The sequence below is a fragment of the Pyxidicoccus xibeiensis genome, assembly GCF_024198175.1.
Classification (GTDB): domain Bacteria; phylum Myxococcota; class Myxococcia; order Myxococcales; family Myxococcaceae; genus Myxococcus; species Myxococcus xibeiensis.
Map to the genome: position 1 here is coordinate 556,455 of NZ_JAJVKV010000004.1, position 26,203 is coordinate 582,657.

Sequence of the window (26,203 nt, forward strand, 5' to 3'; positions counted from 1 at the left end):
CGTCGTGCACGTCGAGATGCCTCTCGTCATCGGGCTGATGGTCGCCGCCATCGTCCTGGCCATCGCCGCCAAGCGGGCGCGCCTGCCGTACAACGTCGCATTGGTGGTGGGAGGGCTCGTCATCTCCGTGGGGCACCTGCTGCCCGGGGTGCCGCCACTCAACCCGGAGGTGGTGTTCCTCGTCTGCCTGCCCGCCCTGCTGTTCGAGGGCGGCATCATGGCGGACGTGAGCGGCATCCGCGCCAACTCGGTGCCCATCCTCGTGCTGTCCACGCTGGGCATGGCGCTGGCCATCGGCGCCACCGGCACCGCGCTGCACCTCACCGTGGGCCTGGCCATCTGGCCGGCGATGCTGCTGGGCGCGCTGCTGTCCGTCACCGACACCGTCTCCATCCTCTACGCCTTCCGCCGCGCCCCGGTGCCGCCCCGCCTGTCCGGCATCATCCAGGGCGAGAGCCTCTTCAACGACGGCACCGCGCTGGTGGCCTACGCGGCCATCGCCAGCGTCGTCGCGGGCCAGGCGGCGCCCACGGTGGCCACCATGGGGGCGCGCATCCTCCTGGCCTCGGTGGGCGGCGGCGTGGTGGGGCTGGCGCTGGGCCTGCTGGGCGGCTTCGTCATCCGCCGCATCGAGGACCCGCTCGCCGAAATCATGGTGACGACGGCCGTGGCGCTCTCCTCCTTCGTGGTGGCCGAGCAGCTCCACCTGTCGGGCGCCATCTCCGCCGTCGTCGCCGGCCTCACCGTGGGCGTCACCCTGCGGCGCGAGGTGGCCCCGCAGAGCCAGGTGGCCATCCACACCTTCTGGGAGTACGCCACCTTCGGGGTGAACACCTTCCTCTTCCTGGCGGTGGGGCTCACCACCAACCCGGAGACGCTGAGCGGCTACGTGCCGGACACGCTGCTCGCGGTGGCGTGTGTCTTCGCCGGGCGCGCGGTGGGCATCTACGTGCCCTTCCTGCTCCTGCGCTGGCTGCGCCCCACCGAGTCCATTCCCCTGCGGTGGCAGCACGTCTTCATCCTCGGCAACATCAAGGGCGCGCTGTCCATCGGCCTGGCGCTGGGCCTCCCGGCGGCCACGCCCCAGCGGGAGCAGCTGGTGGCCATCGCCTTCGGCGTCACGCTGGTGTCGCTGGTGGGCCAGGGCCTCATGCTCACCCAGGTGCTCAAGTGGCTGGGCCTCTTCCAGCAGGACGAGGTGGCGCTGACCATGGCCGAGCAGCGCGGGCGCCTCATCGCCAGCCGCGCGGCCCACCAGGAGCTGGAGGTGCTGCACGAGCAGGGGCTGGTGCCGCGCGGGGCCTATGACCACCTGCGCAGCGAGTACCAGGTGAACATCGCCCGCGCCGAGCGCGAGCTGCGGCGGCTGAACGAGCAGCACCTCACGCAGGGGGCAAGGGACCTCATCTCCATGCGGCGGCGGCTCATCGACGCGGAGCGCACGGCGCTGCAGGGCGCGCGGCGCAACGGCCTCATCCCCGAGGCCACGGCGGAGCACATGCTGGCGCAGCTGGACGAGCGGACGCTGTCGCTGGAGAAGGTGCTGCACGAGAACGCGAGCGACGTGAGCCACGGGAGGAAGGCGTCTTGAAGATTGTCATCGCGGGTGGAGGCCGGGTGGGCAGCGTGCTGGCGGCGCGACTGGTGGCCGAGCAGCACACCGTCACCGTCATCGAGCGCGACGCCGCCGTCTGCCACCGCATCTTCGAGGAGGTGGGCGCGGTGACGGTGTGCGGGGACGCCACCAACCCGCGCGTGCTGGAGGCTGCGGGCATCGCCTCGGCGGACGTGGCGGCGGGGGTGCTGGCGCGGGACTCGGAGAACCTGGCCTTCGCCATGCTGGTGCGCAGCGTGGCCAATGCGCGCCTCATGGTGCGCATGCTGGACACCAGCTACCGCGAGGCGTACCGGATGGCGGGGGTGAAGGAGCTGGTGGCGGAGGCGGAGGTGGTGGTGGCGAAGATGACCACCGCCATCGACTTCCCGCAGGTGCACGGCACGCTGCCGCTGGGGGATGGAGATACGCTGCTGTTCGAGCTGACGCTGCCTTTGCGCGCGCGGGTGGCGGGCCAGACGGTGGCGCTGGTGCGCGCCACGCCGGGCTTCCCGCGCGAGTGCGTCTTCATCGGCGTGGTGGACCCGCAGGGCCGCGCCACGCTGCCGGAGGGCAGCACGGTGCTGCGCGCGGGGCATACCGTCATCCTGGTGTCGCGGCGCTCGCAGCTGGCGACCGCGGTGGAGTTCCTCAGCGCCGAGCCTGCGCTGGGCCTGGGCGTGGGCTCCCCGCTGGCGGCCACCCTGCGCAAGGTGGACTTCCTGGCCCCGCTGAGCGACGACGAGCTGGAGACGGTGGCGCGCGGCGCCGAGCACCTCCAGCGGCCCCCGGGCACGGAGCTGTTCCGCCAGGGCGAGGCGGGCGAGACGTTCTACGTGGTGCTGTCCGGCGAGGTGCAGCTCAAGGACGGGGCGTCGCAGGTGGTGGCCACGGTGAAGCCGGGGGGCTTCTTCGGCGAGCTGGCGCTGCTGACGGGCGAGCCGCGCACCGCCACGGCGACGACGACCACCGCGTGCGAGCTGGCCGCGGTGGGCCGCGAGGACTTCCGCAGCGTCGTCATGGCCAACCCGGCCGTGGCGCTGGAGATGAGCCGCATCCTCGGCGAGCGCCTGTCGCGCGCGCAGGGCGGCAAGCCGCAGCAGAAGCGCCGCGGCCTCTTCGGACGGTAGGCGTCAGCCGCCGAGCTGCTTGAGCAGCCGGTCCGCCTGCTCCTTCACGACGCCGGCGCCCCGGGCCTGGGCCACCTTCGCGTGGCGGATGCAGGCCTGCTTGTCCGTGGGGAACCACGCCACCGCGAGGTTGAGGTTCGTCACCGGCTCCTCCGGGTGCGCGGCCAGCACGCGCTCCAGCACGGGCCGGGCGCTCTCGTGCGCCTCGTCCTGCAGGAGCAGCAGGGCCAAATCATTCGCGGGGCCGGGGTCGGTGGGCACCAGCGTCACGGCCTCCTCCAGCCGCTTCCGGGCCAGCCCGCGCTCGCCCAGCGCCAGGTGCACCTGCGACAGCGCCTGAAGCGCCTGCCAGTGGTTCGGCGCCCGCCGCACCACGTCCTCGAAGAGGCCCACCGCGTCGCGGAACGTCCCGGCGCTCATCGCCGCCAGCCCGTCCAGGTAGACGTAGTTGACGCTGGACGGCTCCAGCTGCCGCAGCTCCTGGGCGACGCGCTTCGCCCCGTCCGGGCTGCCGCCCGTCAGGTACAGCTTGAACAGCTCCTCCAGCACCGAGCGCCGCAGGTTGCCCTGGGGCGCGTTCTCCAGCGCCCGCGAGGCCGCCTGGATGGCCAGCCCCAGCGCACCCCGCAGGCCGTGCGCGCGCGCCAGCATCAGCAGCGGCATGGGCTCCCTGGGGGCGCCCTCGGACGCGAGGTGGAAGTGGGCCGCCGCGCCCGTCGCATCCTTCAGCTGGAGGTAGATGCGCCCCAGCTCGAAGTGCACGTGGGCGCTGTCGGGCGCCACCTGCAGCGCGGACTCGTATGCCGCCCTCGCGCCTTCCAGGTCGCCCTTCTCCAGCAGCAGCCCGCCCAGGTTGAAGCGCTCGAAGTAGCCGGCGGTGGGGGCCGAGGCCAGCGCCTTGAGGGACTCCAGCGCCTCGGCGTCTCCGGCCTGGGCGCGCAGCATGGCCAGGTGGGCCTGGGCCTCGGCGTGGTCCGGCTTCACCTTCAGCAGCCGCAGCGTGGCCGCCTCCGCCTCGGCCCTCGAGTCGATGCTCAGGTACGTGCGCACCAGGCCCAGGAGACAGTCCACGTCATCCGGGTCGACCGCGAGCCCCTTCTGGAAGCTCTTCACCGCCTCCTGGGGCTGTCCCTGCTGGAGATGTGCCCCGCCTTCCCGAGCGAACGTCGATGCCATGCCTCGGGGTTTACCATGGGGCCCCGGCTCCCGGCAGTTCACGAACCTGTCTGGCTGTCCGACAACAGGTTCCGAGCCTCCCGGCCCCGGGCCCTCCCTACCGGCGCAGGGCCGCCGCGGCGATGCCTGGCACCTTGAGCCACGAGGGGCCCAGCTCGAACTGGACCAGCTTCCGCCCCAGCTCGCGCGCGCCCCGGTGGCCCGGCACCCACGGCGGCGGGGGCATGTTGGTCAGCGGCGCCCGGATGACGGCCTTCTCGATGTCCTCCAGCATGAACGTGTTGTGCACCCACCCGAGCCCGCTCTGGATGTCCTGCGCGGACGACGTCGGGTGGCCGCCCCACGGCAGGGAGACCAGCGCGTAGCCGGCGGCGGGCCAGGTGTTGATGGCCACGGTGCCGTAGCGCAGCTCGCGGATGGCGCGCTCCACCGCGGCGTTGACGGCCGGGTCCTTGAGCGACTTCGGGTGGACGATGAGCGTGGCGTTGAGCGTGCCCCACACCTTCTCGTTGAGGAACGGCACCACCTGCTCCAGGAAGGCCACCGGGTCGTCCGAGCCGGGCAGCCCCGTCTCCGACAGCACCGTGCACCACGGCTCCTGGCGGAAGACGCGGTCCTCCGCCTGCGCCGGGTCCACGTCCGGAATCAGCGCGAAGGGCAGCTCGCCCGTGGCCGCGCTGCCCACCAGCCGCAGGCCCGCGCGGCCTTCGGTGAACTGCTTCCAGCGCTGCTCGGCGCCCGGGTAGTACGCGCGGCGCACGGCGGCCTGCCCCAGGCTCGCCTGCACGCCGTCCACCACCAGCGAGCGGCGCGCCCACTCCTTCGGCTGCACCAGCAGCTTGGCGGAGTTGCAGTTGAAGGACGCGTTGTTGGACACCATGCCGGCGATGTTCTCCGCCTGGTAGCGCAGCTCGCCGTCCGAGTACGGGCCGGGCACCACCACCACCGGGGAGATGTTGCCCAGCTCGCTGGAGAAGGGCTTCTCGAGCAGGGGCTCGTTGCGCGCGCGGCGGGCCTCCGCCTCCGGGCCGGGCGGGCCCCAGACGAGCGCGTCGTGCGTCCTGTCGCTGCCGGTGACGTGGATTTCATCCACCTCCGGGTGGTTCACCAGCGCCGCGCCCTCCTCCGAGCCGCCGTACACCAGGGCGAAGAAGTGGTGCCGCGAGAGCACGTTGAACGCCTGCGCCAGGAAGGGCCCGAGGTAGGCGTTCACCGGGTTCATCTTGAGCACGCACGCGGTGCCCTCGACGAAGAGCTTGTAGAGGCAGTCGGCGGGCGGAATCGAGTTCACGTTGCCGCCGCCCAGCACCACGCACAGCCGGCCCTCGTGGGGCTTGCGGTAGAAGGAGGCCTGGTGCTCGCGCAGGTTGGCCGCGGTGACGCCGGGCTGGAAGTACACCTCGCCCACGTTGCGCGGCAGCAGCATCCCTTCCAGCGGGTCCTTCGGGAAGATGCGCGCCGCCAGCCGCCCGTCCTCCAGGGTGCGCAGCCGCGAGGCGGGGATGTGGGGCACGCCGTGGCGCTGGATGTCCCTCAGCGAGTCCATCAGCAGGCGGATGTTGCGCAGCACCACCAGCGGGCCGGCCAGCCACTCCTCGCCGGCCATGGGGCCGTTCGGGTCGATGCCCTTGGCCTCGCACGCCGCGCGGACGCTCGGCTCGGCGACGGCGGCGAAGTCGTGGCGCAGGTCCCGGAGCACGGAGAGCCGGTCGTTCAGGTCCAGCTTCGCCCAGGTCCGCGAGCCCTCCTTCACGCGGCGCACCACCGCGTCGATGGCACTGGCGGGGGTGGACTGGGAGACGGCGGAGACGCTCATGGGAACCTCCGGGGGCAGGGGCGCCTCAAGTTAGAGGAGCCAGGCCCCCGGCGTCACGAGCGGCGAGCAAAGACAGTCCTCAGGTGGGCAGCGGCTCGCCCAGGCCCTTCTTCAGCGCCTCGTCGATGAGGCCCTGGACCTTCTTCTCGGTCTCCTCCACGCGGGCCTGGTGCTGCTCGCCGAGCTTCTCCTGCTCGCGGCCCAGGACTTCCTGCTGCTCGCCGAGCTTCTCCTGCTCGCGGCCCAGGACCTCCATCTGCTCGCCCAGCGCCTGCATCTGCTGCTCCAGGGGCTTCATCTCCTGCTCCAGGGCCAGCTCCTGCTTGCGCAGCTCCGCGCGGCGGCGGTCGCGCTCGGCCTCGGGGAGCGAGTCCAGGCGCATCTCCTCCAGGTGCAGCCCGGCCTGCTTGTGGGCCAGCTCCGCCTGCTTCATGCCCAGCGCGCCCTGCTTCATGCCCAGCTCGCCCTGCCTCTGTCCGAGCGCGCCCTGCTTCTCCCCCAGCGCGCCCTGCTTCTCGCCGAGGTCGCCCTGGGCCTTGCCCATCTCCCGCACGGGCTCCAGCGCCGCGCGGATGGCCTTCAGCGTGTTGGCGTCACGGATGATGAACGCCTCGCCCTTGCGGCGCACGTAGAGCAGCTCCTTGCCCTTCTTCTGGAACATGCGCGCCAGCTCGAGGTCCACCGTGCTGCCGTTCATGGTCGCCATGCCGTCGGAGAGCAGCACGTAGCCGCTCTCGTCATCGTGCAGGTGGCCGCGAGGGGGCCTGGGCGGAGCGGGAGGCACCGGCGGGGCGGCCGGCACGGCGGCGAGGGCCCCGCGCGGGATGGGAGGACTCGGAGGAACGGGCGGCACCGGGCCGACGCGGGGGGCGGCCGGCACCGGGGGCGCGGGCGGCACGGAGGCCACGCGCGGCGCGGGGGGCGCGGGCGGAATGGAGGCCACGCGTGGCGCGGGGGGCGCGGGCGGAACGGAGGCCACACGTGGCGTGGGCGGCGCAGGGGGCACCGAAGCCACACGGCCCGGGCGCGTGTCAGCCTCGGACGCCTTCGACGCCTCGGCGGCGGGCTTCGGCGCGGACGCGGGGGCGGGCGCCTTCGACGCCTCGGCGGCGGGCTTCGGCGCGGACGCGGGGGCGGGCGTCCCGGACTTCTCCGCGGCCTCCTGTGCGACGACCTGGAAGGGCACCAGGGCGGCGAGGCCGAGGGCGGAGAGCGCCACCTTCAACAGACGGCGCGGGCGGGCGGGGACGGCTTCGACGTGCTCCAACATGCTCAACCTCCTGTGCAATGCATGGATGTGGGCGGACGCACCGTGCGCGGCCGCGGTACCGTGGGCTCGGGTGACACCGAAGGCGAGGAGCAGCTCCCCGTAGTCGGCGGGCTCCGCGCCGGTGAGGCGCAGGGCCTCGGCGTCACAGGCCTCCTCGCGCGCCAGGGCGTACTCACGTGCGGCGCGGCGCGCGAGCGGATGGAAGAACAAGAGTGCCTCCGCCAGCGCCGGCACCCAGCCGAGCCAAAGGTCTCCCCGGCGCAGGTGCGCCAGCTCGTGTGCCAGCGCCATGCGCAGCGCCTCCACCGGCAGCCGCCGCACGGCCTTCGCCGGCAGCACCACCACCGGGGACAGCAGCCCCGTGGCCAGCGGACTCACCACCGAGTCGGACACCAGCAGCGCGGGCACCCGTCGCAGCCCAGCGACGGAGGACAGCGTGCGCACCTCGGACTCCAGCACCGGGTGCTCCAGCGGACGCGCGCGCTGGCGCAGCCGCCGCATGCTGGCCCAGCCCTTCACGTGGCCTCGCACCTGCCACACCACCCCCGCAAGCCAGGCCACCAGTAGCACCAGCGTCACGACGTGGAGCCAGGGCACGGGACGCGGGACGGACTCCAGCTCCGCGCGGGGCGCAGCCGCGTCAGTGACGCGCACCTGCTCCACTGGCGCGAGGCTTGCGACAGGAGCGCTCGTCTGCCCTGTCACCGCGAGCCCTGATGAGCCCTGACCGCGACTGGCTTCTCCGCGCTCCGTCACCGCGAGCCCCGGCGCACCTTGCTCGCGACTCGCGACGCGCCCGTCGCCCTTCAGAGCCAACTCGACACGCGCTGCCAGCGGTGCGGGCAGCAGCGGCAGCGGCACGGCAGGCATCCACCCCAGCGACACCACGAACTTCAGCGCCACCAGCCACCACAGCCCCGCGCGCAGCGAGGCCGGCATCCTCGGCCAGGCCCGCGCCAGCGCCCACACCAGCGCCGCGCACAGCGCGCCCTGCCACGACGCCCGCCACAGCCCCTCCGGCCACGCCGACGCCCAGCCACCCACGTCAGAAAGCCAGCCCGTCTCCATGTGGCTACTCCTTCCGCTTCTTCGAGCGAAGCCGCGCCACCACGTCCTGCAGCTGCGCCAGCTCCTCGTCGGACACGTCGTCCGCCTCGGACAGGTACGCGGCGAAGGGCGACACCGACCCGGACAGCGAGCGCTGCACGAAGTCCCCCACCACGTCCCGCAGCAGCTCCGACGCCGGCACCGGCGAGGCGTACTGGAACACGCCCTCCACCTTCCGCCGCGTCAGGTACCCCTTCAGCCGCAGCCGCTCCATCACCGTCAGGATGGTGGAGCGCGCCAGCCCCTGCGCCTCGCCAAAGCGCTCGGCCACCTCCCCCACCGTCGCCGGGCCGTGCTCCGCCACGTACCGCAGCACCACCAGCTCCTGCTCTCCCACCGGCTTCTTCATGGACGCCCCGTGACGACAACTGTAGTCAGAAAGCAAGGTACGCCTGACTACAGCCGTAGTCAAGCAGCGCCACCCCGGCGTCGCGAGGCGCGGATGGGACTCGTGAGGCCGGCGAGGAGGCTGCCGCCCGCGCAGCAGGCCCGAGCGACATGCCTCGCTCGACGCCGGGCGGGAGCGCCCTTCAGCACCAGCCCTTTCATGCCGTGCGGGTACTCCGCATGTTTTCCATCGAGCGGACCGTCCCGTGACGTGGGGAGGTGGCGAGAGATGCAGGGCGACATGAGCGCAGGGCCAGCGGGATGGGAAGGCCTCACCCGCTCGCGTGCCGCCCCGGACTCCGGCGCATCGGCCCAGGAGCTGCTGCTCCAGGTGGGCGCGAGCCTCCATGCCACGCTGGTCGTGGACGGCCGTGGGTGGATTGTGTGGATGGATGCCGTGCTGGCCGGTGCGGCCGGGTGGCGCGGCGAGCCCCCTGTCGGTCACCGCATGGACGAGGTGCTCGGCGACCTTCCCTGGCTGAGGGGTGCACTCGAAGCTGCGCTCGAGGGCACGGAGGGGCTGTGCGAGGGCGGCGGGCGGGGGCAGCGGCTGAGCGCCGTGGTGGTGCCCGTCTACGGAGACGACGGGACGCTGGCGGGGGTCTGCGCCCGCCTCAGGAGCGTCGAGTCCCCGAAGCGGGCGCCTCCAGAGGAGCCGCGAGCGGGCATGGCGGACGCCATCGAGGAGCGCCTGGCGCGGGAGCACCTCGAGCAGAAGACCTCGCTGCTGCGCGCCACCTTCGACTCGATAACGGAAGGCGTCATCGTGGTGGGCCTGGACCGGAAGATGACCGCCTTCAACAAGCGGTTCCAGGAGATGTGGGGGCTCACCGACGCGATGATGGAGGACCGGGACGCGCAGCGGGCGCTCGCGCGTGCAATCCCACTGGTGAAGGACCCGGAGGCGTTCATCGCGCGCGTCCAGCGGAGGTTCGAGCCGTCCGCCGAGGAGGACACCGACACCGTCGAGCTGCTGGATGGCCGGGTGCTGGAGCGCAGGTCGATTCCCCAGCGGCTGGGCGACACCATCGTCGGCCGCATCTGGAGCTACCGGGACGTGACGGCCGAGCGCCATGCCCAGGCGGAGCAGGCCCGGCTGCTCGCCGCCGAGCAGCACGCACGCGAGCGCCTGGAGGAGTCGTTCGCCGTGCTCGATACCTTCCTCAACCATGCGCCCATCGGCCTCGCCTTCATCGGGCGTGACCTGCGCTACCTGCGCATCAATGATGCGCTGGCCGCACTCCATGGCCCGCGCCGGGAGGAGAATGTCGGAAGGACCGTCCGGGAGATGACGCCCCGGCTGGCCTCCACCATCGAGCCCCTGCTGCGCCAGGTCCTGGAGACGGGGGTCCCCATCATCGGCATCAACATGACGGGAGAGGTGCCGGTCACTCCGGGAGAGCCCCGGCACTGGCAGGTCAGCTACTACCCCGTGAGCACGGCGAGCGGAGGCATCCTGGGCGTGGGGGCGGTGGTGGTCGAGGTGACGGCCGAGCGCCGCGCCCAGGCCGACCGCGAGCGCCTGCTGCGCGAGGCCGAGGAGGCCATCCGCATCCGCGACGACTTCCTGTCCATCGCCGCCCACGAGCTGAAGACCCCGCTGACGCCGCTCAAGCTCCACCTGCAGATGATGAAGGGACAGGCGGATGCCGGCCGCCTCGTGAGCCCGCACCACGTGGACAAGGCGCTCACCCAGGTCTCCCGGCTGCGGGTGCTGGTCAATGACCTGCTGGACACCTCGCGCATCCAGGCCGGAAGGCTGGAGCTGTCGACCGGGTCCATCTGCCTGAGGGAGTTCATCCGCGACGTCCTCTCGGACTTCCGCGCCGTCAGCGCCCTCCACTCGCTCGAGTTCGAGGAGGCCGGCGAGCCCCTCGTCATCCAGGGGGACCGCGGGCGGCTGCACCAGGTGATGACGAACCTGGTGGAGAACGCCCTCAAGTACAGCCCCTCCGGCGGCACCGTCCGCGTCATGGTCCGGCGGGAGGGAGCCCTGGCCATCGTCTCCGTGAAGGACGAAGGCATTGGAATCCCGGAGGACCAGCAGGCCCACCTCTTCGAGCGCTTCTTCCGCGCGCGCAACGCGCCCATCTCCGGCTTCGGAGGGCTGGGCCTGGGGCTCTACATCTGCCACGACATCATCGAGCGGCACGGCGGCCACATCTGGGTGGAGAGCGGAGCGGGGCGCGGCTCGACCTTCCATTTCTCCCTGCCCCTCGCGGACGGCGCCGGCCCTCCGCGTTGACGCTTCCGCTCAGCCCGGCTGGCAGCGGAAGTGGATGTCGCCGCCACCGGTGCGGACCCGCTCCAGGCGCGCTCGCACCTCGGGGGCTACGGGCGAGCGCGGAAAGGATTTCAGGAAGCGCTCCAGCCCGGCCTCCACCGACTCGCGCTCTCCACAGGCACAGGTGCTCCGGGCCACCACGTCCTCCAGCGCCTGGATTTCGCGCTCCACCCGGGCCGTGTACGCGCGCGGGTGCGTGGCCCACAGGCGCGTCCAGTCCCGGTAGAGGGGCGCCAGCTCCGGGTGGTCGAACACGTGGCACTCGGCGGCGTCCGACAGGGGCACCGCGTACACGCGCCGCACGCCGTCCACGGTCCACGTGCGGCGCCACAGCGTGAAGAACTCCTCGTCCACCGCCGTGCCCCGCTCGCGCGCCAGCGCCAGGAAGAAGCGCGCATCGGGGTCCGCGCGGCGCACCTCGCCAGTGTCGATGAAGAAGCCCGGCAGCGTCACCGGCGCCGGCACCGCGTCACCCGCCTCGCGCAGCGCGCTCGCGGCGGCCTGGCCGGACTCGAAGAGGCGCTCGAGCGAGCCGCCCCTCGTCTGCTCGAAGCGCTCCAGTGAGCGCAGGTAGTCCCCGCGAAGCGACCCGGCATCCGAGCCCCACGCGAGGCCGGACACGCCCGCGAGCACCGCGCCCCAAAGCCACGCCGCGCTCCGGGCGCTCATCGCCGGGCCTCCGCGAGGGAGGCGCCCGGGTCAGCGCTGGAAGTCCACGCCCACGCCGACGCCCGCGGTGACGCCGCGCACCAGGCGCCCGTCGGGCTGCGGGAAGTGCACGGTGCCACCCGTTCCCCAGGCATAGAAGTGGTTGAGGACACGGTGCCTCACCTCCAGGCCCAACGAGTAACGCGGCCGGTCTCCCAGCGCCGTGAGCACCGCGCGCGCCAGCGCCCGCGTCTGGGAGCCGGGCAGCTCGAAGCCCACGGACACGTCCGCGTCCGTGCGGCCGAAGCCGTAGTACTGCGCCGCCACGCTGCCCATCAGCAGCAGCTGGTCCGGGCCGCCCTTCGCCACGCTCAGCTCCAGGTAGCCGGAGAAGCCCGAGGGCAGCACCTCCTCGGAGATGGGCACGTCCGACAGGCCCACGCCGGAGAAGCGGCCCAGCTCGTAGTCCGGGCCGAACATGCCGAAGCGGAAGCGGCCGCCCTGCTTGCGCCCCTGCAGCGTGACGCTGAGCTGCGTGCCGCTGGAGGTCTGCCCCTCCATGGCGAGGCCCAGGAGCCCGCCGAAGTCCGGGGTGTACGCCTCCGTGAAGCGCCCGCCGCCCGCGAGCAGCGCCCACGTGCGCAGCCGCTCGCCCTTGTAGAGCGCCACGTCCGCGCCCACCGACGCCAGGGTGAGCGTCGGCGTCCTGCCGCCCGCGCGGCCCGCGTCATGCGCGCCGGACAGGCGCACGAGGTAGCGGTCGAACCGCTTCGCGTCCTCGCTGGCCATGCGGCCGATGTCGAGCAGCACCTCGCCCGCGAAGATGCGCGCGGCGAGCACGTCGCTGGCCAGCACCTCCGCGCGCACCGGGCCCTTCACGACGGTCAGCGTCCCGCCCGCGGGGTGGTAGTCCGGCGACAGCACGTTGCTGTAGCGGCCCACGAGGTAGCCGCGCCCCAGCGTCTCGTCGACGAAGGGCTCCACGCGCAGGAAGACGGGACGTCCCTCCTGGCCGATGCGCAGCATGCGCACCACCTGCCCCGCGTCGCTGATTTCGTCCCAGTCCTCGCGGCGCAGGAGCTGGCCGTAGTCCGTCTCCTTCTGCTTGGGCTCCTCGTCCAGCAGCCGCAGGCGCAGGTTGGCGCCCAGGCGCAGCACGAAGGACTCGCCCTTCGTCAGGCCCAGCGACGGATAGATGCGCGCGAACAGGTCCTGCCCGCCGTCCGGCGTGCCCGAGGGAAAGCTCAGGGCACCCGCCTCCAGCTGGGCGCTGAAGCCAAAGCCCTCGCCGCCGGTGCGGCTTCCCGGAGGCGCGGGCTCGTCCAGCCGCGCCGCCGAGACGGGCGAGTCGCCGCCGGAGGACTCTCCATCCGGAGGAAGCTCCTCCACGGAGGAGCTCTGGGTGGACACCAGTGCGAGCAGGGCGAAGAGAGGGGCTCCATTCATCGTCCCCCAACTCTACCCGGCCACGCCGCGAGGCGAAGCAACCGACCCTCGCAACGTGTGGGTGACACTGCGGTGCGTCGGTACACGCGCACCCGCCCGGCCTGGAGACCTGACGGGTGCCATGTCCGTCGCGAGGCGCGGCCTAGATGCCGCCACCACCACCGCCGCCGCCACCGCCGCCCGAGCCGCCACCACCACCCGAGCCGCCGCCGGAGCCGCTGCCGCCCGAGCCCGTGCCGCCCGCCTGGCCGCCGCCGCCGCTCACGCCGCCGGTGTTGTCACTCCCGGTGCCGTCCTGCGGCTCGGTGCCGGAGCCACCCGTCGCGGTGTCCTCCTGCTTGGAGTCGTCGCTGCGCGGCTCACGGTCCGCGCCCGGCTCGTCCACCACGTCCCACTTCTCGCCGTCGCCCGTCGTCACGGTGGTGTCGCTGCCACTGCCGCCGGTGGCCTCGCCGTCATAGACGGTGGGCGCGCCCATGCGGTCCCGGCGCTCGTTGTCCACCACGTCCGACGCCTCGAGCGGGCTCTCCCTGGCCTCTTCCTGGGCCTCGGCCTGCTCCCGCGCCGGGTCCTCATTTGAGGAGCCCGCCTGGCCTGCCCCGCCCGTCGCGCCTGCCTGGGCGCTTTCATCCGCCCGCGTGTTGGCGGACTGGCTCGAACAGCCCCAGAACGTGAGGGCCGCCAGCGCGGCCATCAGTGGAAGCTTCATGTGGGAATCTCCTTGCGAGAGTTGTTCTCCCAACAAGGTGTGGGTCGCCAGAGCAGGCACAACCCGCTGGAGGGGCCTGTGGCTTCGGGCCCGTCCCAGGGCAGCCGGGCGGGCGGGCGCAGGCGCTCGCCGCGCTTCCCCGGAGCGTCGTCCGGGCCTGGACCTGCCTCAGCCGCCCGTGGAACGCCCGGCGTCGTCATCCACCCCCGCCGGGAGGATGGCGCGGTGCGGACGCTCCGTGCCCGCGCCCACCAGCCAGCGCGACAGCAGGCGCACGCCCGAGGCGAACAGTCCGTCCTCGGCGCGGTGCAGCGCCTCGAAGAGGGACTCGTCCAGCACGGAGTCCTCCGGGTCGATGATGAGGTCCTCCGGCTCCAGCGACTTGAGCAGCGGCGTCTGGTCGAACACCGTCACCATGGGGTGCGGCCGCAGCCGGTGCTGGCTCGCGGAGGCCACCCCGTCCAGCCAGTCCACCAGCGCGCCGTCGGCCCGCGTCAGCACGCGCACCGGCGCCACGCCCGACAGGCCCGCGTGCTCCGCCATCAATGACACGCGGATGCGGCGGATGGCGCGCGACACCGCGTCACCGTCCTCCTCCGCCTCCCAGCTCAGGTTCAGCTCCGAGTCCAGGCCCAGGCTGCGGTTGGTGGTGTTGGCCGAGCCCAGCGTGAGGAACCGGTCGTCCACCACCATGACCTTGGAATGGATGTACGTGTAGACGTCCTCGCCCGCCTCGTTGCGTCCGGCGGAGCAGTACACACCGAAGGCATGTCCCGTCTCGTGCGCCACGCGCTCCAGCGAGCGCAGCAGGCGCACCTGGGCCAGCCCCATGGCCAGTTGCTCCCGCAGGGCCTCTGGCTGCTGCGGCAGCACCAGCATCACCTGGAGCCGCCCGCGCCCCGCCGCGCGCATGCGCCGCACCAGCGCCTGGTAGATGGCGCGCGAAGAGAAGTACTGGTTCTCGATGTAGATGAAGCGCTCGGCCGAGTCGATGGCGTCCAGGTACAGCGCGCGCACCTCCTGCACCGCTTCCTGCGGAGGCAGCAGCGTCTTGCCGAAGGTCCGGCTGATGGCCACCGGCCCCGGAGGCGCCGGCATGCTGCAGCTGAAGTCCACGTCGTCGCGCGCCACCTTGGGCAGCCGCAGCTCGCCGCCGCCCGAGTGCGCCCAGCGCGCCTCGAACAGCTCCGCCAGCTTGTCCACCACCGGGCCGGTGAGCACCGACTGCACGTCATGGTAGGGCCCGTGCGGGTCCCTCCCGCTGTCACAGCGCAGCGCCGAGCTCACCGGGTGGTCCCGGTCGTCCCAGCGGCAATCACAGACATCCATGCCACCGGTGAAGGCCACGACGCCGTCGATGACCACCAGCTTCTGGTGGTGCGCCCCGTACAGCGGGCTGGACGCATCGAAGCGGAAGCGCACGCGCTCGTTCGTCGTCCAGTTGAAGATGAGGTGCTGCATCCACTCGCGCTCCATCGCGAGCAGCAGGCTGAAGTCCCAGGCCAGCACGTACACGTGCAGCTCCGGGTTGGCCCGGCACAGCTCGTCCAGCATGGGCAGCAGCCGCGACTCACCGCGCGCCTCGCCCGTGTCCTCGCCGCGCAGCAGCGCGACGTCGCTGTCGAACTGCCAGCCCGTAATCGCGATGTAGCGCCGGGCCTTCCGAGCGGCCCGATACAGCTCCCGGTAGTAGGAGCGCCCGTCGACCAGCACGCCCGCGTCGCTCGTCTCCTCCACCGTCCAGCAATTACGTCCGGGAATGATGACGCGTTTCAACTGTGGGTCCCCTTGTCGCCGCCGCCGCCGCTGTCACCGCCCCACGCGCCACGACGTGGCGCACGTCCCGGCACGACGCATCAGCCGACGATGACGATGTGCTTGCCCGTGGCCAGCGTCATGTCCTTCGAGGACACCACCTGGGCCACCTTCTTCACCTCGCCGCCCACCGTGTCGAACGCCGCCGCGATGAGGTCGCCCAGCGTCACCTGCACCTGGCGAGCGCTCCGGCTGGCACCCTTCACCGCACGCGCCGTCGTCACCTTCACCTGCCGAGCGCTACGACGGATGACCTGCCCACGCTGAGTCGTCTTCGCCATGATTTCTTCTCCAAGGTTGAGGGTCTGCCTGACCTGCGATCGGCCCGCCGCCGTCGCCGCCCTGCATGCCCTTCCCCAGAGCAACGCGCGTGCCGCACGCAAACCCCCGTGACTACGAAGGTCGGCCGCCTGCCTGCCCCCCGCCTGGGACGGAACTCCTGACTTTTTTTCAGTCCCCGCCCTGCAAGTCCGACGAAAAGTTCTCCGGCGGCTGCGGCCCCGCCCCTCGGGACGTCCACGGGTGCACACTCACCGTGGGCGCGCACCACCGACACCGGATACCGGACACGCGACACGGACGTCCCAGGTCCGGACAGCGGCCCCGCGGTCCCAGGCGCGGACAGCGGCCCGCACCCGCTGCGCGGAGCGCCGACATGCGCGGTGCACGTCACACGGACACCTCGCGCGGGCCACCAACACCTCACGCGCGAGTCAATGTCACACCTGCGGGTAATCCCTTAGCCTGTCTCCAGGAAAATTACAGACAACCCACTCAATTTGAAATTATCGGAAAAAGCCGATTCAATGCGTGACAGTTATTTGAGAGGGCGCTCACGTATGGAATTGAAGACCTCCCAGCCTCCAGTCACGGCCCCCACACTCCAGCCGTCGGCGTACCAGGGTGTCGAAGTCGTCGGGCAGTCCATCCTGGCCATCGTCAACGGAATGGAGCTCGCGCAGTCGCGCGCGCTGCGCATCCTGGCGGAGAACGGCATCGCGCCTCTGAAGGCGGACGCGTGGTACCCCATGCCCGCGCTGCTGAAGTCCTTCCAGCTCGTCTTCGAGAAGATTGGCCCGAGCACCGTGCGCACGATTGGGCGGAAGATTCCGGACAGCGCGCACTTCCCGCCGGACATCGACACGCTGGACAAGGGCCTGCGCGCCATCGACGTGGCGTACCGCATGAACCACCGCGGCAAGGGTGGCATTGGCGGCTACCGCTTCGAGCATGTGGACAAGCGGAATGCTCGGATGGTGTGTGACAATCCCTATCCGTGTGATTTGGACCTGGGGCTCATCGAAGCCATTGGCGACAGGTTCCGCCCCAAGGATTCCCTCTGGGTGCGTATAGAACATGACCCCAAGAGCTGCCGGCGCAGGGGAGACGGTTCCTGCACGTACACCGTCAACTGGTAGCGCACGCCGCACGCCTTCGGGTCCGCACTGCTCCCCGCCGCGGACCCGAGTCCTGACACCTCCGCCGGCCGGGGCGGAGCCGTTCACCTGTGAGGAACCAACATGAAGGCCGTGCTCCAACACATCGAGACCCGTGAGGCGCAGTTCGCCGCACACCCGTTCTTCTCCGACTTGAGGATGGACCGCCCGATAGAGCAGGTGATGGCCTTCGCGCCGCGCCTGACCTTCTGGGTGATGACGTTCCAGGACGTGCTGCGCCTCAACGCGCACTTCGTCCAGGACGCGCACCTCAAGGCGCTCGCCACCCGGCACCACTCCGAGGAGGCCGGGCACGACCAGTGGTTCGAGGAGGACATCTCCGCGCTCACCGGCGGCTCGCTGAGCATCGGCGCCATGTACGGCAAGGCCCACACGAAGACGCGCGACGCGGCCTACGCCATCATCAGCGAGGTGTACCGGCCGGTGGATGACCGGCTGCGCATCGTCCTGCTGATGGCGCTCGAGTCCACCAGCCACGTCTTCTTCGGCCGCACCGCCGTCCTCAGCGCGGCGCAGGGCGCCAACGAGAAGCTGAAGTACTTCTCCGACCACCACATGGAGGCGGAGGCGCAGCACGCCATGTTCGAGCAGCAGCTGGCGGCCGAGCTGGGCGCCATGGAGCTGGAGCCCGAGGTGCGCGCCGACGCCCTGGAGATGATTGACCGCGTCTACGCGGCGTTCGACATGATGTTCGACGGGCTGCGCATCCACCTGGAGCGCGAGCGCGCCGACGAGCCCGCTGCCGCCCACCAGGCCCCGGCGCCGCTGGAGCCGGTGGCCGCCCCGCACGCCCTCGACGAGGACGGGGACGAGACCACCGGGGTGATGCTGGACACGGCCGTGCACCGCGCCGCCTGAGGGCGCGGGCGCACGGAGGCTGCTACTTGGCCGGAGGGGAGAGCACGAGGATGAGCTCCCCGCCCACGTACTTGCCGGCCTTCTGGTAGACGGCGCCCTGCCGCCCCAGCTCCACGTCCAGCGTGGGCTGGCGCGGAATGGCCACCTGCACCGTGGCGATGCCGTCCTTGAGCCCCAAGAGCTTCAGCGACGCATTGGTGCCGCTGGGCAGCTTCACCTCGGTGGCCTTCGCCCCGGTGACTTCCAGCACCTGGAGCGACAGGCGCTTGAAGGACGTGAAGTTGAAGTTCTGCTTCTGGAACTGCTCCTTCATCTTCTCCAGCTCGGGCGGGTCCACGTCGCCGCCCTTCATCGACGCCAGCACCACCTCGACCTGCACCTGGACCTTCGGGTCCTGGGCGCTCGCCGCCATGGGCAGCAGCAGCCCCAGCCCCAGCACCGCCAGCAGCACCCGACCCGACGACACGTGCATTCTCACAGGGGACCTCCCGACGGTTTCGGGGCATCCTGCACCGGCCGCGCGGGCTGCTGACGCCCGTCACTGCCCGGCTTCATGCCGCCGCCAATCTCCTCCTCCAGCTCCTCGTCCTCGCGCGAGGAGCCGTCCTGCGTCTCCTCGTCCACCAGCCAGATGATGGTACCCCCGTTGTCCGTCTCCATCACCACCGGCGCGACGCGGGCGTTCTGGTACGGCTGGATGGACTTCACCGTCATGCGCTCCGCGGCGTAGCCCACCGGCGCCCGGTCGGAGAGCAACAGCGGCAGCCCCACCGCCACCAGCACCGCGGCGGTGGCCAGCGACGAGAGCATGGCGGTGCGCTGGTAGAGGAACATCTCCGACAGCGCCAGCTTCATCCGTTCAATGAGCGGCGGCTTCTCCGGCGTCACCCGCGCCATCACCTTCTGCGCGAAGTCCTTGAAGTCCACGTCGTCCACGGCCATGTCCAGGCCCACCCGGAGCAGGCCCGACTCGGCGCGCAGGTCGGCCGCACGTCCCGTGCAGTCCCGACAGGCGGACAGGTGACGTTCGACATTGACGCGCTCCGCGGGCGACAGCTCCCCGTCGACGTACGGGGAGAGCATCGGGACGAAACGCTCACACGCGGGATTTCCGGCCATGACCTTCACCCTGCTTCCTGGTGGGGGGTGCGAAGCTTCGGACGCGGGGTCCCCTCAGATATTCGAGGGCCCCTCACTCACTGCCCACCCCGCTCTTGGCTTCGTCCAACTCCAGGTATTCACTGAGGATTTTCTGAACCTTGGCCCGGGCATGGAACAGGCGGCTCATCACCGTTCCCTTGGGAATATCCAGGGTGCGGGCCAGGTCCTCGTAGGACATGCCCTCGATCTCCCGGAGCAGGAGGATGGCGCGGTGCTTCTCGGGCACGGTGGCCAGGGCCTCCTGGATTTTCTCCGCCAGCTCGCGGCGCAGGGCGCTCTTCTGGGGGTTGGTGCCCAGCCGGCTGCCGAGCGCGCCGATGCGGGCCTCCGACAGGTCCATGTCCTGCGTCTCGTCGAACTCGACGACCTCGCCGCCGCCGCCCTTCTTGCGAATCACGTCGATGCAGATGTTGACGGTGATGCGGTAGAGCCAGGTGTAGAAGGACGAGTCGCCCTTGAAGTGGTCCAGGTACTTGTAGACCTTGACGAACGCCTCCTGGGAGACGTCCATTGCTTCTTCCTTGTCCTTCAGCATGCCCAGGGCAACGGCGTACACCTTGCGCTGGTAACGCTCGACGAGGAGCTTGAATGCGCGCTGGTCGCCGCTCCGGACGCGCTTGACGAGAGTGAGGTCGTCGGTTGCCAAGTGGGTGCGGCAACGTACCACAAGCCGGCGCCCGCCAAGGAGTTTCGCGCTGGCGGGGGGTTTACTGGTGGGCGGCCCTAGAGGCTCACGAGCGCGATGACGATGAGGGCGATGGCCGTCAGGGCGAGCACGGCCCCGAAGGTGGCCCTGTCCCATTGGGCCTGCGCCAGCGCCCCGTCCTCCGGGGGCGCGCGGAAGCCGTGGAGGACGTTCCAGAGCATGGCCGGGCCCAGGCGGCGCTTCGTGCGGCGCTGGTGCAGGGGGTCCGCCTCGTCCTCCTGGCCGGGCTCGCGGCCCTCCAGCGTCACGGGGACGGCGGTGCCGCGGATGGCGTCGGACAGGCGCGCGCCGGCCGGGAGGGACAGCGCCTGCTCGGCGGCCCGCTCACCGGGCGGGGGCTCCTTGCGGCCGGCGGCCTCGGAGTGGCGGATGTCCGGGGGCGGCTCCAGGCGGACGGTGGCGATGCGCTCGCGGGCCTCGTCGGGGGTGCGGGCGGCCAGCACCCAGAGGCCGCGGTCCACGCCGTTCTCCGCGGTGCGGGCGTCGCGCAGCTCGGCGAAGCCCTGGCCCTGGAGGGCCTCGCGGAAGGCCTGCTTCGCCTCCTCCTGGGGCGGCTTCGCGGCGGCGGCCGTGGCATAGGCGGCGTAGAAGGCCCACAGGCGCGTGGCGCGCTCGGAGCCGGTGAGCTGCGAGGGCTTCAGCTGCGCGGCCAGCAGCGCCGCGTCCGAGGCGAACTTGTGGGCCAGCTCCTCCTGCCCGGCCACCTTCTCCAGGCCCGGCGGCACCAGCTCCTCCACCGACTTCACCGGCCCGCGCGCCTCGCCGCCCAGGACGGGGCGGCCCGTGGGTGCCTGCGGCTGGGTGCGGAAGTTGTCGTCCTGGCCCGGCCGCGTCGGCGACTGCGGAGCCTCCGGGCCCTGGGGCAGGGCGGCCGGGGCCCCACTGCCGGAGCGGAGGATGCGGGCCAGCTCGGAGGTGATTCGGAAGGAGGACATGGGAGATGCCTCACCAGCCGTCGGAGAAGAGGGGTGCGGGGACGACGCGCCATCCGGCCCTGACGCCTCCGAGCCTAACGCAGGCGGAAACGGCGTGCCGTGAGCGGGCATTTCCGAAGTGTCCGGAGGCAGACCCGGAGGCGGCCTTCCAGGCGCGGGGCGCGGGACGTCCCAGCGCGGCGCATCAATGAAAGGCAGCGGCGTGAAGGGCAGCGGCGTGCCGGCGGGAGGCGTCCGGGGCCCCTCGCGCACCGGGCCTCCCCAGGGGCGTGGCCCGACGTGGGTCTCCCCTGCCCGTGCGAGCGGGCCTCGCGGGCCCTGGATGTCGCCGACGTGCCCCATCCTCCGGATTGTCGGGCGGAGGCGGGGCGGGGTTGCGAGCGGGGCCTACTCGCCCTCGCGCTCCACCTCGACGGGACTCGTCATGCCATTGGCATCCAGCCGCACCCGGTAGACGGAGTTCTGCCCGTCGCCGTCGAAGTCGCCGCGCGCCAGGCACGACACCTCGGGCTCCCCCACCGGGCTCTCCTGCACCACCACCTCATATTGGAAGCGGACCTTCTCGCCCGGCTCGAAGCCGATGGCGTGGAACGGCCCTTCCACCGGGAAGGGCACCGGCACGCCGCCGCGCGGCACCTCCTTCGGCTCGGGCGCCAGCGCGAGGTACGCGCCGTGCTCGTCGCGGTAGCCCTGCACCGCGTCACACAGCGCCAGCACGTTGACGCGCGCCTCGGTGTCGGTGGGCTGCTCCGCCTGGAAGAGGCCGCCGCCCGGCGCGGCGCTCCGGCTCCGGAAGAAGAAGACGGCCCCCGCCGCGAGCCCCAGCAGGACCAGCCCGGCGAGCAGCAGGGGCAGCACCTTGCGCGAGCCCCCGCGCGAGGGCTGTGGCGTCGTGGGAGTGGACATGGCGGCTCAGCCCTCCTGGCCCACCCAGTCACGCGGGTGGTGCAGCACCTCCACCAGCCGCGCCTCCGGGGTGCCCGGCGCCGGGTGGTGGTCATAGCGCCAGCGCGCCTGCGGCGGCAGCGACATGAGGATGGACTCGGTGCGCCCGCGCGTCTCCAGGCCGAAGACGGTGCCCCGGTCATAGACGAGGTTGAACTCCACGTAGCGCCCGCGCCGCACCTCCTGCCAGAAGCGCTGCGCCTCCGTGAAGGGCGTGTCCTTGCGCCGCTCGGCGATGGGCAGGTACGCGGGAATGAAGGCCCGCCCGCACTCCTGGACGAAGGCCAGCTCCTTCTCCAGCTCGCCGCCCATGTTCTCGAAGAAGATGCCGCCCACGCCACGCGTCTCCTCGCGGTGGCGCAGGTGGAAGTAGTGGTCGCACGCGGCCTTGAAGCGCGGGTAGTACGCCGCGTCGTGCCTGTCGCACGCGGCCTTGTGCACGCGGTGGAAGTGCGCCGCGTCCTCGTCATAGAGGTAGTACGGCGTCAGGTCCGCGCCGCCGCCGAACCACGCCTTGCCGCCCTGGTGGATGAAGCGGTAGTTCGCATGGACGGTGGGCACGTGCGGGTTGCGCGGGTGCAGCACCAGTGAGATGCCCCCCGCCCAGAAGGTGCGCCCCTCGCCCTGGAGCTTCTGGGCGAACTGCGCCTCCAGCTCGCCGAACACCACCGAGGTGTTGACGCCGGCCTTCTCCAGCACGGCGCCGTCCTCCAGCACCCGGCTGCGCCCGCCGCCGCCGCCGGGCCGCGTCCAGGCGTCCTCGCGGAAGCGCGCCTTGCCGTCCAGCCGCTCCAGCGCGCCGCAGATGTCGTCCTGCAGCGACTGGGTGAAGGCCGCCATGCGCTCCTTCAGGCTCTCCACGTCCACCGTCGTCAAATGCGCCCTCCTGGGCGGGCCGCTCAGTAGCCCGTCAGTACGAAGAGGTTGGCCTGCCCGTTGATGGCGTACACCATCTTCCTGCCGTCCGGGGACACATCCAGCTCCCTGGCGGCGAACTCGTCGTACACCCGCCGTCCCCGCGGCCCGTCAGGGCTGCGCGGAGTCGTCCGCGGGCGCCTCGAAGTCCACCGCCGGTACGGGCGGGGCGCTCTGGCCGGCGGCGTCGAAGGCTTCAATCCTGGCGCGGTAGCTGCGGCCGTCCTCCATGGCGAAGGTGCCGCTGCACGCCTCGTGGCCGATGAAGGCGGTGTTGTTGGAGATGGGCACCACGTAGTGCTGCACGCTGGGGCCGGGCCGGCGCGGCTCCAGCTTCACCACGAGGTAGGCGGGGCTCTCCTCGCGCAAGGACAGGTTGAGCCGCACGAAGCGGGTGGTGCCCTGGGCCGTGCGGCGCAGGAAGCCCTCGGAGACGGCGGGCCGCTTGAGCCAGCGCGGGGCGCGGCCGTCGGCGCCCTTCCCGGTGCGCCACTCGGGCAGCACCGTGCTGCGGCCGTTGAGCACCATGACGTTGGGCAGCAGCTCGTCCACGCGCAGCGTGTAGCGCGTGTCCGGCTCCAGCCGGCCGTCCACCTTGAGGATGACGGTGACGCGCCCCAGGCTGCTCTCCCACCCGCGCTGCGCCTTCACCTCCACCACGTGCTTGTCCGACGTCAGCCGCAGCTTCTTGCCCACCAGCGCCGCCACCTGCGAGCGCGCGGTGCCCACGCCCTCCAGCAGGAAGCGCGTGTTGGTGGGGATGACGGCGCCCGGCGTGGGGAACAGCTGCACGCCGTCACCCAGGCACTGGGCGGCGGCCGGGACGGCGCACAGGAGCACGAGCAGGGGTACGAGGATTCGGAGCACGGTGCCCCGAGTCTGCGCCGCGCCGGGCACTCACGCCAGAGGCACCGGGTCCGGAAGTGTCCGGCCGTGGCGGGCGCACACCTGGGCGTGCGTCCCGCCAGGGGATGGGATAGGGACACCCGCCGTGCAGGACACCCCCGCCCCGCAGCCGAGCCCCGAGCCACTCCCCGAGCCGCCTCGTGGGCTCGGGCCGCTGTTCTTCCTGCTGCTCTTGTGGCTGCTGCCCGCCGGCGTGGCGGGCGTGCTCCGCACGGCGCTGGGGCTGCCCCTGTGGCCGGGCGCGCTCGCCGGGGCGGCGCTCCTGTCCGCTCTCGCCTGGAAGGCCACCTCGGGCCGTGCGCCGTGGCCCACGCACCTGCCGCTCGCCGCGCTCCAGGTCCTCTACGTCATCGTGGCCATGGAGCTGACGTGGCGGCTGCTGGGCATCCCCGCCCTGGGCGGCCTCGTCACCATGGGCGGCGGGGACGCCGGCAACCACGCGGCGCTGCGGGCCCTCTTCGTCACCACGGCGCCCGGCACGTACCAGGGCTTCGTCCTCTTCTATGCGGTGTCGCACGCGCTGGAGCGGCTCTTCGGCCTGGACGCCTTCACCAGCTTCCGCGCCACCTTCTACCTGGTGCCCGCGGTGCTCGCGGTGGCGCTCGCCGCCGGCCTGGAGGTCGCCGTCAGCCGGCTCTGGAGCACGGCGCGCGCGCTGCTGGCGGCGCAGGTGGCGCTGCTGGTGGGCACCGTGGGCGTGTGGTGGTTCCTCCTGCTGAAGCTGCTGCACTACCACCAGGCGGACGGCTTCTACGCGCACATCTTCGGGTTGGTGCCGCTGGTGCTGGGGTGGCTCGCCTACGCGCTGCCGCGCTCCCCCTGGGCGCGGTGCCTCGCGCTCGCCGCCTTCACCGTGTTCTACCGGTACACGTACGGGCTGAACCTCCCGGACCTCCTCTTCACCGGCGGCGTGCTGGTGCTGCTGGAGGGCCCCCGGCTGGGCGCGCGCTACCGCCGCTGGACGTGGCCCGTGGGCCTGCTGCTCATCGCCGCGGCCGTGTACGCCATGTCCCGGCTGCTGCCCCTGGCGGGCATCAGCGGCGGCCTGCTCGTCCACTCGTACGAGCGCGCCCTGCGGGTGCAGTGCTGGACGGTGGTGGGGCTGTGCGTCGTGCGCTTCTGCGTGCCGCGCGCGGAGGGGGTCGAGCGGCGGCTGCTCGACTTCACCCTGCTGTTCGCCGGTGTCAACGCGCTGGCGCAGCTGGCCTACCTGGGGGCGCGGCTGCCCATCGAGTACTACTTCCTCAAGTACGGCTTCCACGCCGTGCTGCTGCTGCTGCTCACGGTGCTGCTCGTCGCCAGCCTCCGCGTGGGCGCGCTCTTCCAGGCGCAGCCGCCCCGCGCGAGGGCGTGGAGCGTGGGGCTGGCGGTGCTCGTCGCCGTCATGCTCGTCGAGGTGTCGCGCGGCTGGGGCCGGGCCTTCCGCGTCTACGAGGACAGCTACGCGGAGCGCATCCGGGGCACGCCGCCCTTCCAGTTCATGGATGCGCTGGAGGACCGGGGCGCCACCGCGCGCATCCGGCGCGTGCTGCGCGACGAGCGCAAGCGCTTCGGCGGCCTGCTGGGCCCGTCCTGGCCCCGGGTGAACTTCTCCAACGTCGCGCTCGGCTGGGTGCCGGCCGACGGCGCCGCGGGCAACGGGCACTGGAGCGTCTTCGAGAACGGCACCGTGCGCGAGGGCCCGGGCACCTGCGTCTTCTGGGAGGCCTCCGCGGCGGACTGGGAGGCCTACCAGCGCGTCACCCAGGACGGGTACCCCCGCCTGGAGGCCAGCGTCCGCCGCCTCCACGCCCGGCCCGACAAGGTGTGCCAGGAGCACCCCGCCCCGTGGGCCCCCGGCGGCACCCGGACGCTCTGTCACCGCTGCGACTGAAGCGGACGGGCCCCTCGCCACGATATGGGCCGTACCGCCGGGACGTTTCCCGGAGGTCCGGCCCGCATTCCCCGGGGACGCCGGACGGTCGCCGCATCCAGGGCCGGGGCACCGAGGTGTGTTTCATGAGTGGGCGTTTCGCGTACATGCTGGTCGTCGGGCTGCTGCTGGGGGCCACGGGGTGCGCGCTCACGCCGGACCCTCGCCAGAACCTGCTGGAGGGCACCACCAGCCACGCCCTCTACCGGCTCCCGCCGGAGTCGCTGCGGGCGACTGCGACGGCGCTGCTCGACGAGCAGGGGTACGAGCTGCTGCCCACCTCGGACCCGAACTACCTGCACACCACGTGGAAGATTCACGGCAACGTGGACGTGGGCGCCAGCTGGTCCCGCCTGCTCGTCCAGGTCACCCCGCTGGCGGACGGCCGCTCCATGGTGCGCGCCTACCGGATGTCCTACACCACCAACGGCCGGGCCGCGTCGCACCCGGGCAGCTTCGCCGGCTCGAAGGAAGGCAAGAGCGGGGGCTCCGACGGCAGCGGCTCCTCGTCCGGGACGGGCCGGTACGTGCTGGGCGAGCCCATGTCCCCCACCAAGCCCACCCTCAGCCGCGCCACCGACTTCGAGTGGGCAATCCTGGGCCGGGTGGAGCCGAAGTTCGCCGCCCACCTCCAGTCACGCGTGGACGCCTACCTCGCCGAGCGCAAGGAGACTCCGAAGGAGCAGGAGAAGGCGCAGCAGCCCTAGCGCAACCTCAGTGCATGCCCGCGTCGTCCTCGCGCAGGACGATGGGGCCGTACTTCGCCTCGTAGCGGGCGATGTTGTCCTGCATGGCCGCCACCAGGCGCTTCATGTGCTTGGGGTTGGTGATGATGCGCGAGCGCACCCGCGCCTTGGGCACGTTGGGCTGGACGTAGATGAAGTCCAGGGTGAACTCGGTGTCCGAGTGGTTCACCAGGGCCATGTTCACGTACTGACCATTGGCGACGTCCTCGTCTATCTGTATCTGCAACTGCATGTCCGGGGGCTTCGGAGTGTCCGCCATGAGTCACAGGGCATAGCGCCT

24 protein-coding genes are annotated in these 26,203 nt (G+C 71.9%); 7 read left to right on the forward strand and 17 right to left on the reverse strand.

Translation table 11 applies throughout. The annotated features are described in order from the left end of the window. Nucleotides 1-4 precede the first annotated feature (4 nt). Both LXT23_RS20110 and LXT23_RS20115 read left to right on the forward strand, forming a co-directional pair. Complete coding sequence (locus tag LXT23_RS20110; protein ID WP_253981825.1) at nucleotides 5-1,591, forward strand: cation:proton antiporter; 1,587 nt, start codon at nucleotides 5-7, stop codon at nucleotides 1,589-1,591. Next, the gene (locus LXT23_RS20115; protein WP_253981826.1) at nucleotides 1,588-2,724 is read left to right on the forward strand and encodes a cyclic nucleotide-binding domain-containing protein; all 1,137 of its coding nucleotides are present in this window, start codon (nucleotides 1,588-1,590) and stop codon (nucleotides 2,722-2,724) included. The genes LXT23_RS20110 and LXT23_RS20115 overlap by 4 nt, the downstream gene beginning before the upstream one ends. Nucleotides 2,725-2,727: 3 nt before the next feature. On the opposite strand, the gene LXT23_RS20125 is transcribed toward LXT23_RS20115, so the two are convergent. The 4 genes from LXT23_RS20125 to LXT23_RS20140 form a co-directional block, all read right to left on the reverse strand. Continuing rightward, nucleotides 2,728-3,900: a tetratricopeptide repeat protein gene (locus LXT23_RS20125; RefSeq protein WP_267146700.1), complete on the reverse strand. Its 1,173-nt coding sequence runs from the start codon at nucleotides 3,898-3,900 to the stop codon at nucleotides 2,728-2,730. Between the two features lie 97 nt (nucleotides 3,901-3,997). Further along, nucleotides 3,998-5,716, reverse strand: a complete 1,719-nt coding sequence (locus LXT23_RS20130) for an aldehyde dehydrogenase family protein (RefSeq protein WP_253981827.1) — start codon at nucleotides 5,714-5,716, stop codon at nucleotides 3,998-4,000. Between the two features lie 79 nt (nucleotides 5,717-5,795). Beyond that, nucleotides 5,796-8,054: a M56 family metallopeptidase gene (locus LXT23_RS20135; protein WP_253981828.1), complete on the reverse strand. Its 2,259-nt coding sequence runs from the start codon at nucleotides 8,052-8,054 to the stop codon at nucleotides 5,796-5,798. A 4-nt stretch (nucleotides 8,055-8,058) separates the two neighbouring features. Continuing rightward, complete coding sequence (locus tag LXT23_RS20140) at nucleotides 8,059-8,442, reverse strand: BlaI/MecI/CopY family transcriptional regulator (RefSeq protein ID WP_253981829.1); 384 nt, start codon at nucleotides 8,440-8,442, stop codon at nucleotides 8,059-8,061. A 279-nt stretch (nucleotides 8,443-8,721) separates the two neighbouring features. On the opposite strand from LXT23_RS20140, the gene LXT23_RS20145 reads away from it, so the two are divergent. Then, a complete protein-coding gene (locus LXT23_RS20145) occupies nucleotides 8,722-10,725 on the forward strand; it encodes an ATP-binding protein (protein WP_253981830.1) in 2,004 nt (667 codons plus the stop codon). 9 nt (nucleotides 10,726-10,734) lie between these two features. Here LXT23_RS20145 and LXT23_RS20150 read toward each other — a convergent pair whose 3' ends face one another. From LXT23_RS20150 to LXT23_RS20170, 5 genes are all read right to left on the reverse strand, one after another. Further along, nucleotides 10,735-11,433 carry a hypothetical protein gene (locus LXT23_RS20150; RefSeq protein ID WP_253981831.1) on the reverse strand — a complete coding sequence of 233 codons (699 nt, stop codon included), beginning with the start codon at nucleotides 11,431-11,433 and terminating at the stop codon, nucleotides 10,735-10,737. 30 nt (nucleotides 11,434-11,463) lie between these two features. Then, nucleotides 11,464-12,858, reverse strand: a complete 1,395-nt coding sequence (locus tag LXT23_RS20155) for a hypothetical protein (protein ID WP_253981832.1) — start codon at nucleotides 12,856-12,858, stop codon at nucleotides 11,464-11,466. 142 nt (nucleotides 12,859-13,000) lie between these two features. Beyond that, nucleotides 13,001-13,567 carry a hypothetical protein gene (locus LXT23_RS20160; protein ID WP_253981833.1) on the reverse strand — a complete coding sequence of 189 codons (567 nt, stop codon included), beginning with the start codon at nucleotides 13,565-13,567 and terminating at the stop codon, nucleotides 13,001-13,003. A 168-nt stretch (nucleotides 13,568-13,735) separates the two neighbouring features. After that, nucleotides 13,736-15,343 carry a phospholipase D-like domain-containing protein gene (locus LXT23_RS20165; protein ID WP_253981834.1) on the reverse strand — a complete coding sequence of 536 codons (1,608 nt, stop codon included), beginning with the start codon at nucleotides 15,341-15,343 and terminating at the stop codon, nucleotides 13,736-13,738. Nucleotides 15,344-15,423: 80 nt separating this feature from the next. After that, a complete protein-coding gene (locus tag LXT23_RS20170) occupies nucleotides 15,424-15,663 on the reverse strand; it encodes a chaperonin (RefSeq protein ID WP_253981835.1) in 240 nt (79 codons plus the stop codon). A 558-nt stretch (nucleotides 15,664-16,221) separates the two neighbouring features. Between LXT23_RS20170 and LXT23_RS20175 the strand changes: the two genes are divergently transcribed. Both LXT23_RS20175 and LXT23_RS20180 read left to right on the forward strand, forming a co-directional pair. Next, nucleotides 16,222-16,800: a hypothetical protein gene (locus LXT23_RS20175; RefSeq protein ID WP_253981836.1), complete on the forward strand. Its 579-nt coding sequence runs from the start codon at nucleotides 16,222-16,224 to the stop codon at nucleotides 16,798-16,800. Nucleotides 16,801-16,902: 102 nt separating this feature from the next. Next, the gene (locus tag LXT23_RS20180) at nucleotides 16,903-17,697 is read left to right on the forward strand and encodes a hypothetical protein (protein WP_253981837.1); all 795 of its coding nucleotides are present in this window, start codon (nucleotides 16,903-16,905) and stop codon (nucleotides 17,695-17,697) included. A 22-nt stretch (nucleotides 17,698-17,719) separates the two neighbouring features. Here the strand turns inward: LXT23_RS20180 and LXT23_RS20185 are convergent, their stop codons facing one another. The 7 genes from LXT23_RS20185 to LXT23_RS20215 form a co-directional block, all read right to left on the reverse strand. Beyond that, nucleotides 17,720-18,169: a hypothetical protein gene (locus LXT23_RS20185; RefSeq protein WP_253982343.1), complete on the reverse strand. Its 450-nt coding sequence runs from the start codon at nucleotides 18,167-18,169 to the stop codon at nucleotides 17,720-17,722. Nucleotides 18,170-18,171: 2 nt separating this feature from the next. Further along, the gene (locus tag LXT23_RS20190; protein ID WP_253981838.1) at nucleotides 18,172-18,816 is read right to left on the reverse strand and encodes an anti-sigma factor family protein; all 645 of its coding nucleotides are present in this window, start codon (nucleotides 18,814-18,816) and stop codon (nucleotides 18,172-18,174) included. A gap of 73 nt (nucleotides 18,817-18,889) precedes the next feature. Next, nucleotides 18,890-19,504 carry an RNA polymerase sigma factor gene (locus LXT23_RS20195; protein WP_253981839.1) on the reverse strand — a complete coding sequence of 205 codons (615 nt, stop codon included), beginning with the start codon at nucleotides 19,502-19,504 and terminating at the stop codon, nucleotides 18,890-18,892. Between the two features lie 77 nt (nucleotides 19,505-19,581). Beyond that, entirely contained in the window at nucleotides 19,582-20,499 is a 918-nt protein-coding gene (locus LXT23_RS20200; protein WP_253981840.1) for an Immediate early protein ICP0, read from the reverse strand. Nucleotides 20,500-20,886: 387 nt separating this feature from the next. Continuing rightward, on the reverse strand, nucleotides 20,887-21,405 hold the full coding sequence (locus LXT23_RS20205) for a hypothetical protein (protein WP_253981841.1): 519 nt from the start codon (nucleotides 21,403-21,405) through the stop codon (nucleotides 20,887-20,889). A gap of 6 nt (nucleotides 21,406-21,411) precedes the next feature. Then, the gene (hemF, locus tag LXT23_RS20210; RefSeq protein WP_253981842.1) at nucleotides 21,412-22,320 is read right to left on the reverse strand and encodes an oxygen-dependent coproporphyrinogen oxidase; all 909 of its coding nucleotides are present in this window, start codon (nucleotides 22,318-22,320) and stop codon (nucleotides 21,412-21,414) included. A 150-nt stretch (nucleotides 22,321-22,470) separates the two neighbouring features. Further along, nucleotides 22,471-23,226, reverse strand: a complete 756-nt coding sequence (locus LXT23_RS20215; protein WP_253981843.1) for a hypothetical protein — start codon at nucleotides 23,224-23,226, stop codon at nucleotides 22,471-22,473. 124 nt (nucleotides 23,227-23,350) lie between these two features. On the opposite strand from LXT23_RS20215, the gene LXT23_RS20220 reads away from it, so the two are divergent. Together LXT23_RS20220 and LXT23_RS20225 are read left to right on the forward strand one after the other, a co-directional pair. Next, nucleotides 23,351-25,138, forward strand: coding sequence for a hypothetical protein (locus tag LXT23_RS20220; protein WP_253981844.1), 1,788 nt, complete (start codon nucleotides 23,351-23,353; stop codon nucleotides 25,136-25,138). Between the two features lie 125 nt (nucleotides 25,139-25,263). Next, nucleotides 25,264-25,884, forward strand: coding sequence for a hypothetical protein (locus LXT23_RS20225; protein WP_253981845.1), 621 nt, complete (start codon nucleotides 25,264-25,266; stop codon nucleotides 25,882-25,884). Between the two features lie 7 nt (nucleotides 25,885-25,891). Here LXT23_RS20225 and LXT23_RS20230 read toward each other — a convergent pair whose 3' ends face one another. Beyond that, nucleotides 25,892-26,182, reverse strand: coding sequence for a DUF3467 domain-containing protein (locus LXT23_RS20230; protein ID WP_253981846.1), 291 nt, complete (start codon nucleotides 26,180-26,182; stop codon nucleotides 25,892-25,894). Nucleotides 26,183-26,203 lie beyond the last annotated feature (21 nt).

Bases quoted from the DNA above. Each gene is read 5' to 3' on its own strand.
- LXT23_RS20125 (WP_267146700.1), bottom strand. From the start codon at position 3,900: ATGGCATCGACGTTCGCTCGGGAAGGCGGGGCACATCTCCAGCAGGGA.
- LXT23_RS20145 (WP_253981830.1), top strand. From the start codon at position 8,722: ATGAGCGCAGGGCCAGCGGGATGGGAAGGCCTCACCCGCTCGCGTGCC.
- LXT23_RS20180 (WP_253981837.1), top strand. From the start codon at position 16,903: ATGAAGGCCGTGCTCCAACACATCGAGACCCGTGAGGCGCAGTTCGCC.
- LXT23_RS20170 (WP_253981835.1), bottom strand. From the start codon at position 15,663: ATGGCGAAGACGACTCAGCGTGGGCAGGTCATCCGTCGTAGCGCTCGG.
- LXT23_RS20130 (WP_253981827.1), bottom strand. From the start codon at position 5,716: ATGAGCGTCTCCGCCGTCTCCCAGTCCACCCCCGCCAGTGCCATCGAC.
- LXT23_RS20225 (WP_253981845.1), top strand. From the start codon at position 25,264: ATGAGTGGGCGTTTCGCGTACATGCTGGTCGTCGGGCTGCTGCTGGGG.
- LXT23_RS20155 (WP_253981832.1), bottom strand. From the start codon at position 12,858: ATGAATGGAGCCCCTCTCTTCGCCCTGCTCGCACTGGTGTCCACCCAG.
- LXT23_RS20140 (WP_253981829.1), bottom strand. From the start codon at position 8,442: ATGAAGAAGCCGGTGGGAGAGCAGGAGCTGGTGGTGCTGCGGTACGTG.
- LXT23_RS20200 (WP_253981840.1), bottom strand. From the start codon at position 20,499: ATGTCCTCCTTCCGAATCACCTCCGAGCTGGCCCGCATCCTCCGCTCC.
- LXT23_RS20150 (WP_253981831.1), bottom strand. From the start codon at position 11,433: ATGAGCGCCCGGAGCGCGGCGTGGCTTTGGGGCGCGGTGCTCGCGGGC.
- LXT23_RS20230 (WP_253981846.1), bottom strand. From the start codon at position 26,182: ATGGCGGACACTCCGAAGCCCCCGGACATGCAGTTGCAGATACAGATA.
- LXT23_RS20175 (WP_253981836.1), top strand. From the start codon at position 16,222: ATGGAATTGAAGACCTCCCAGCCTCCAGTCACGGCCCCCACACTCCAG.
- LXT23_RS20205 (WP_253981841.1), bottom strand. From the start codon at position 21,405: ATGTCCACTCCCACGACGCCACAGCCCTCGCGCGGGGGCTCGCGCAAG.
- LXT23_RS20135 (WP_253981828.1), bottom strand. From the start codon at position 8,054: ATGGAGACGGGCTGGCTTTCTGACGTGGGTGGCTGGGCGTCGGCGTGG.
- LXT23_RS20185 (WP_253982343.1), bottom strand. From the start codon at position 18,169: ATGCACGTGTCGTCGGGTCGGGTGCTGCTGGCGGTGCTGGGGCTGGGG.
- LXT23_RS20160 (WP_253981833.1), bottom strand. From the start codon at position 13,567: ATGAAGCTTCCACTGATGGCCGCGCTGGCGGCCCTCACGTTCTGGGGC.
- LXT23_RS20190 (WP_253981838.1), bottom strand. From the start codon at position 18,816: ATGGCCGGAAATCCCGCGTGTGAGCGTTTCGTCCCGATGCTCTCCCCG.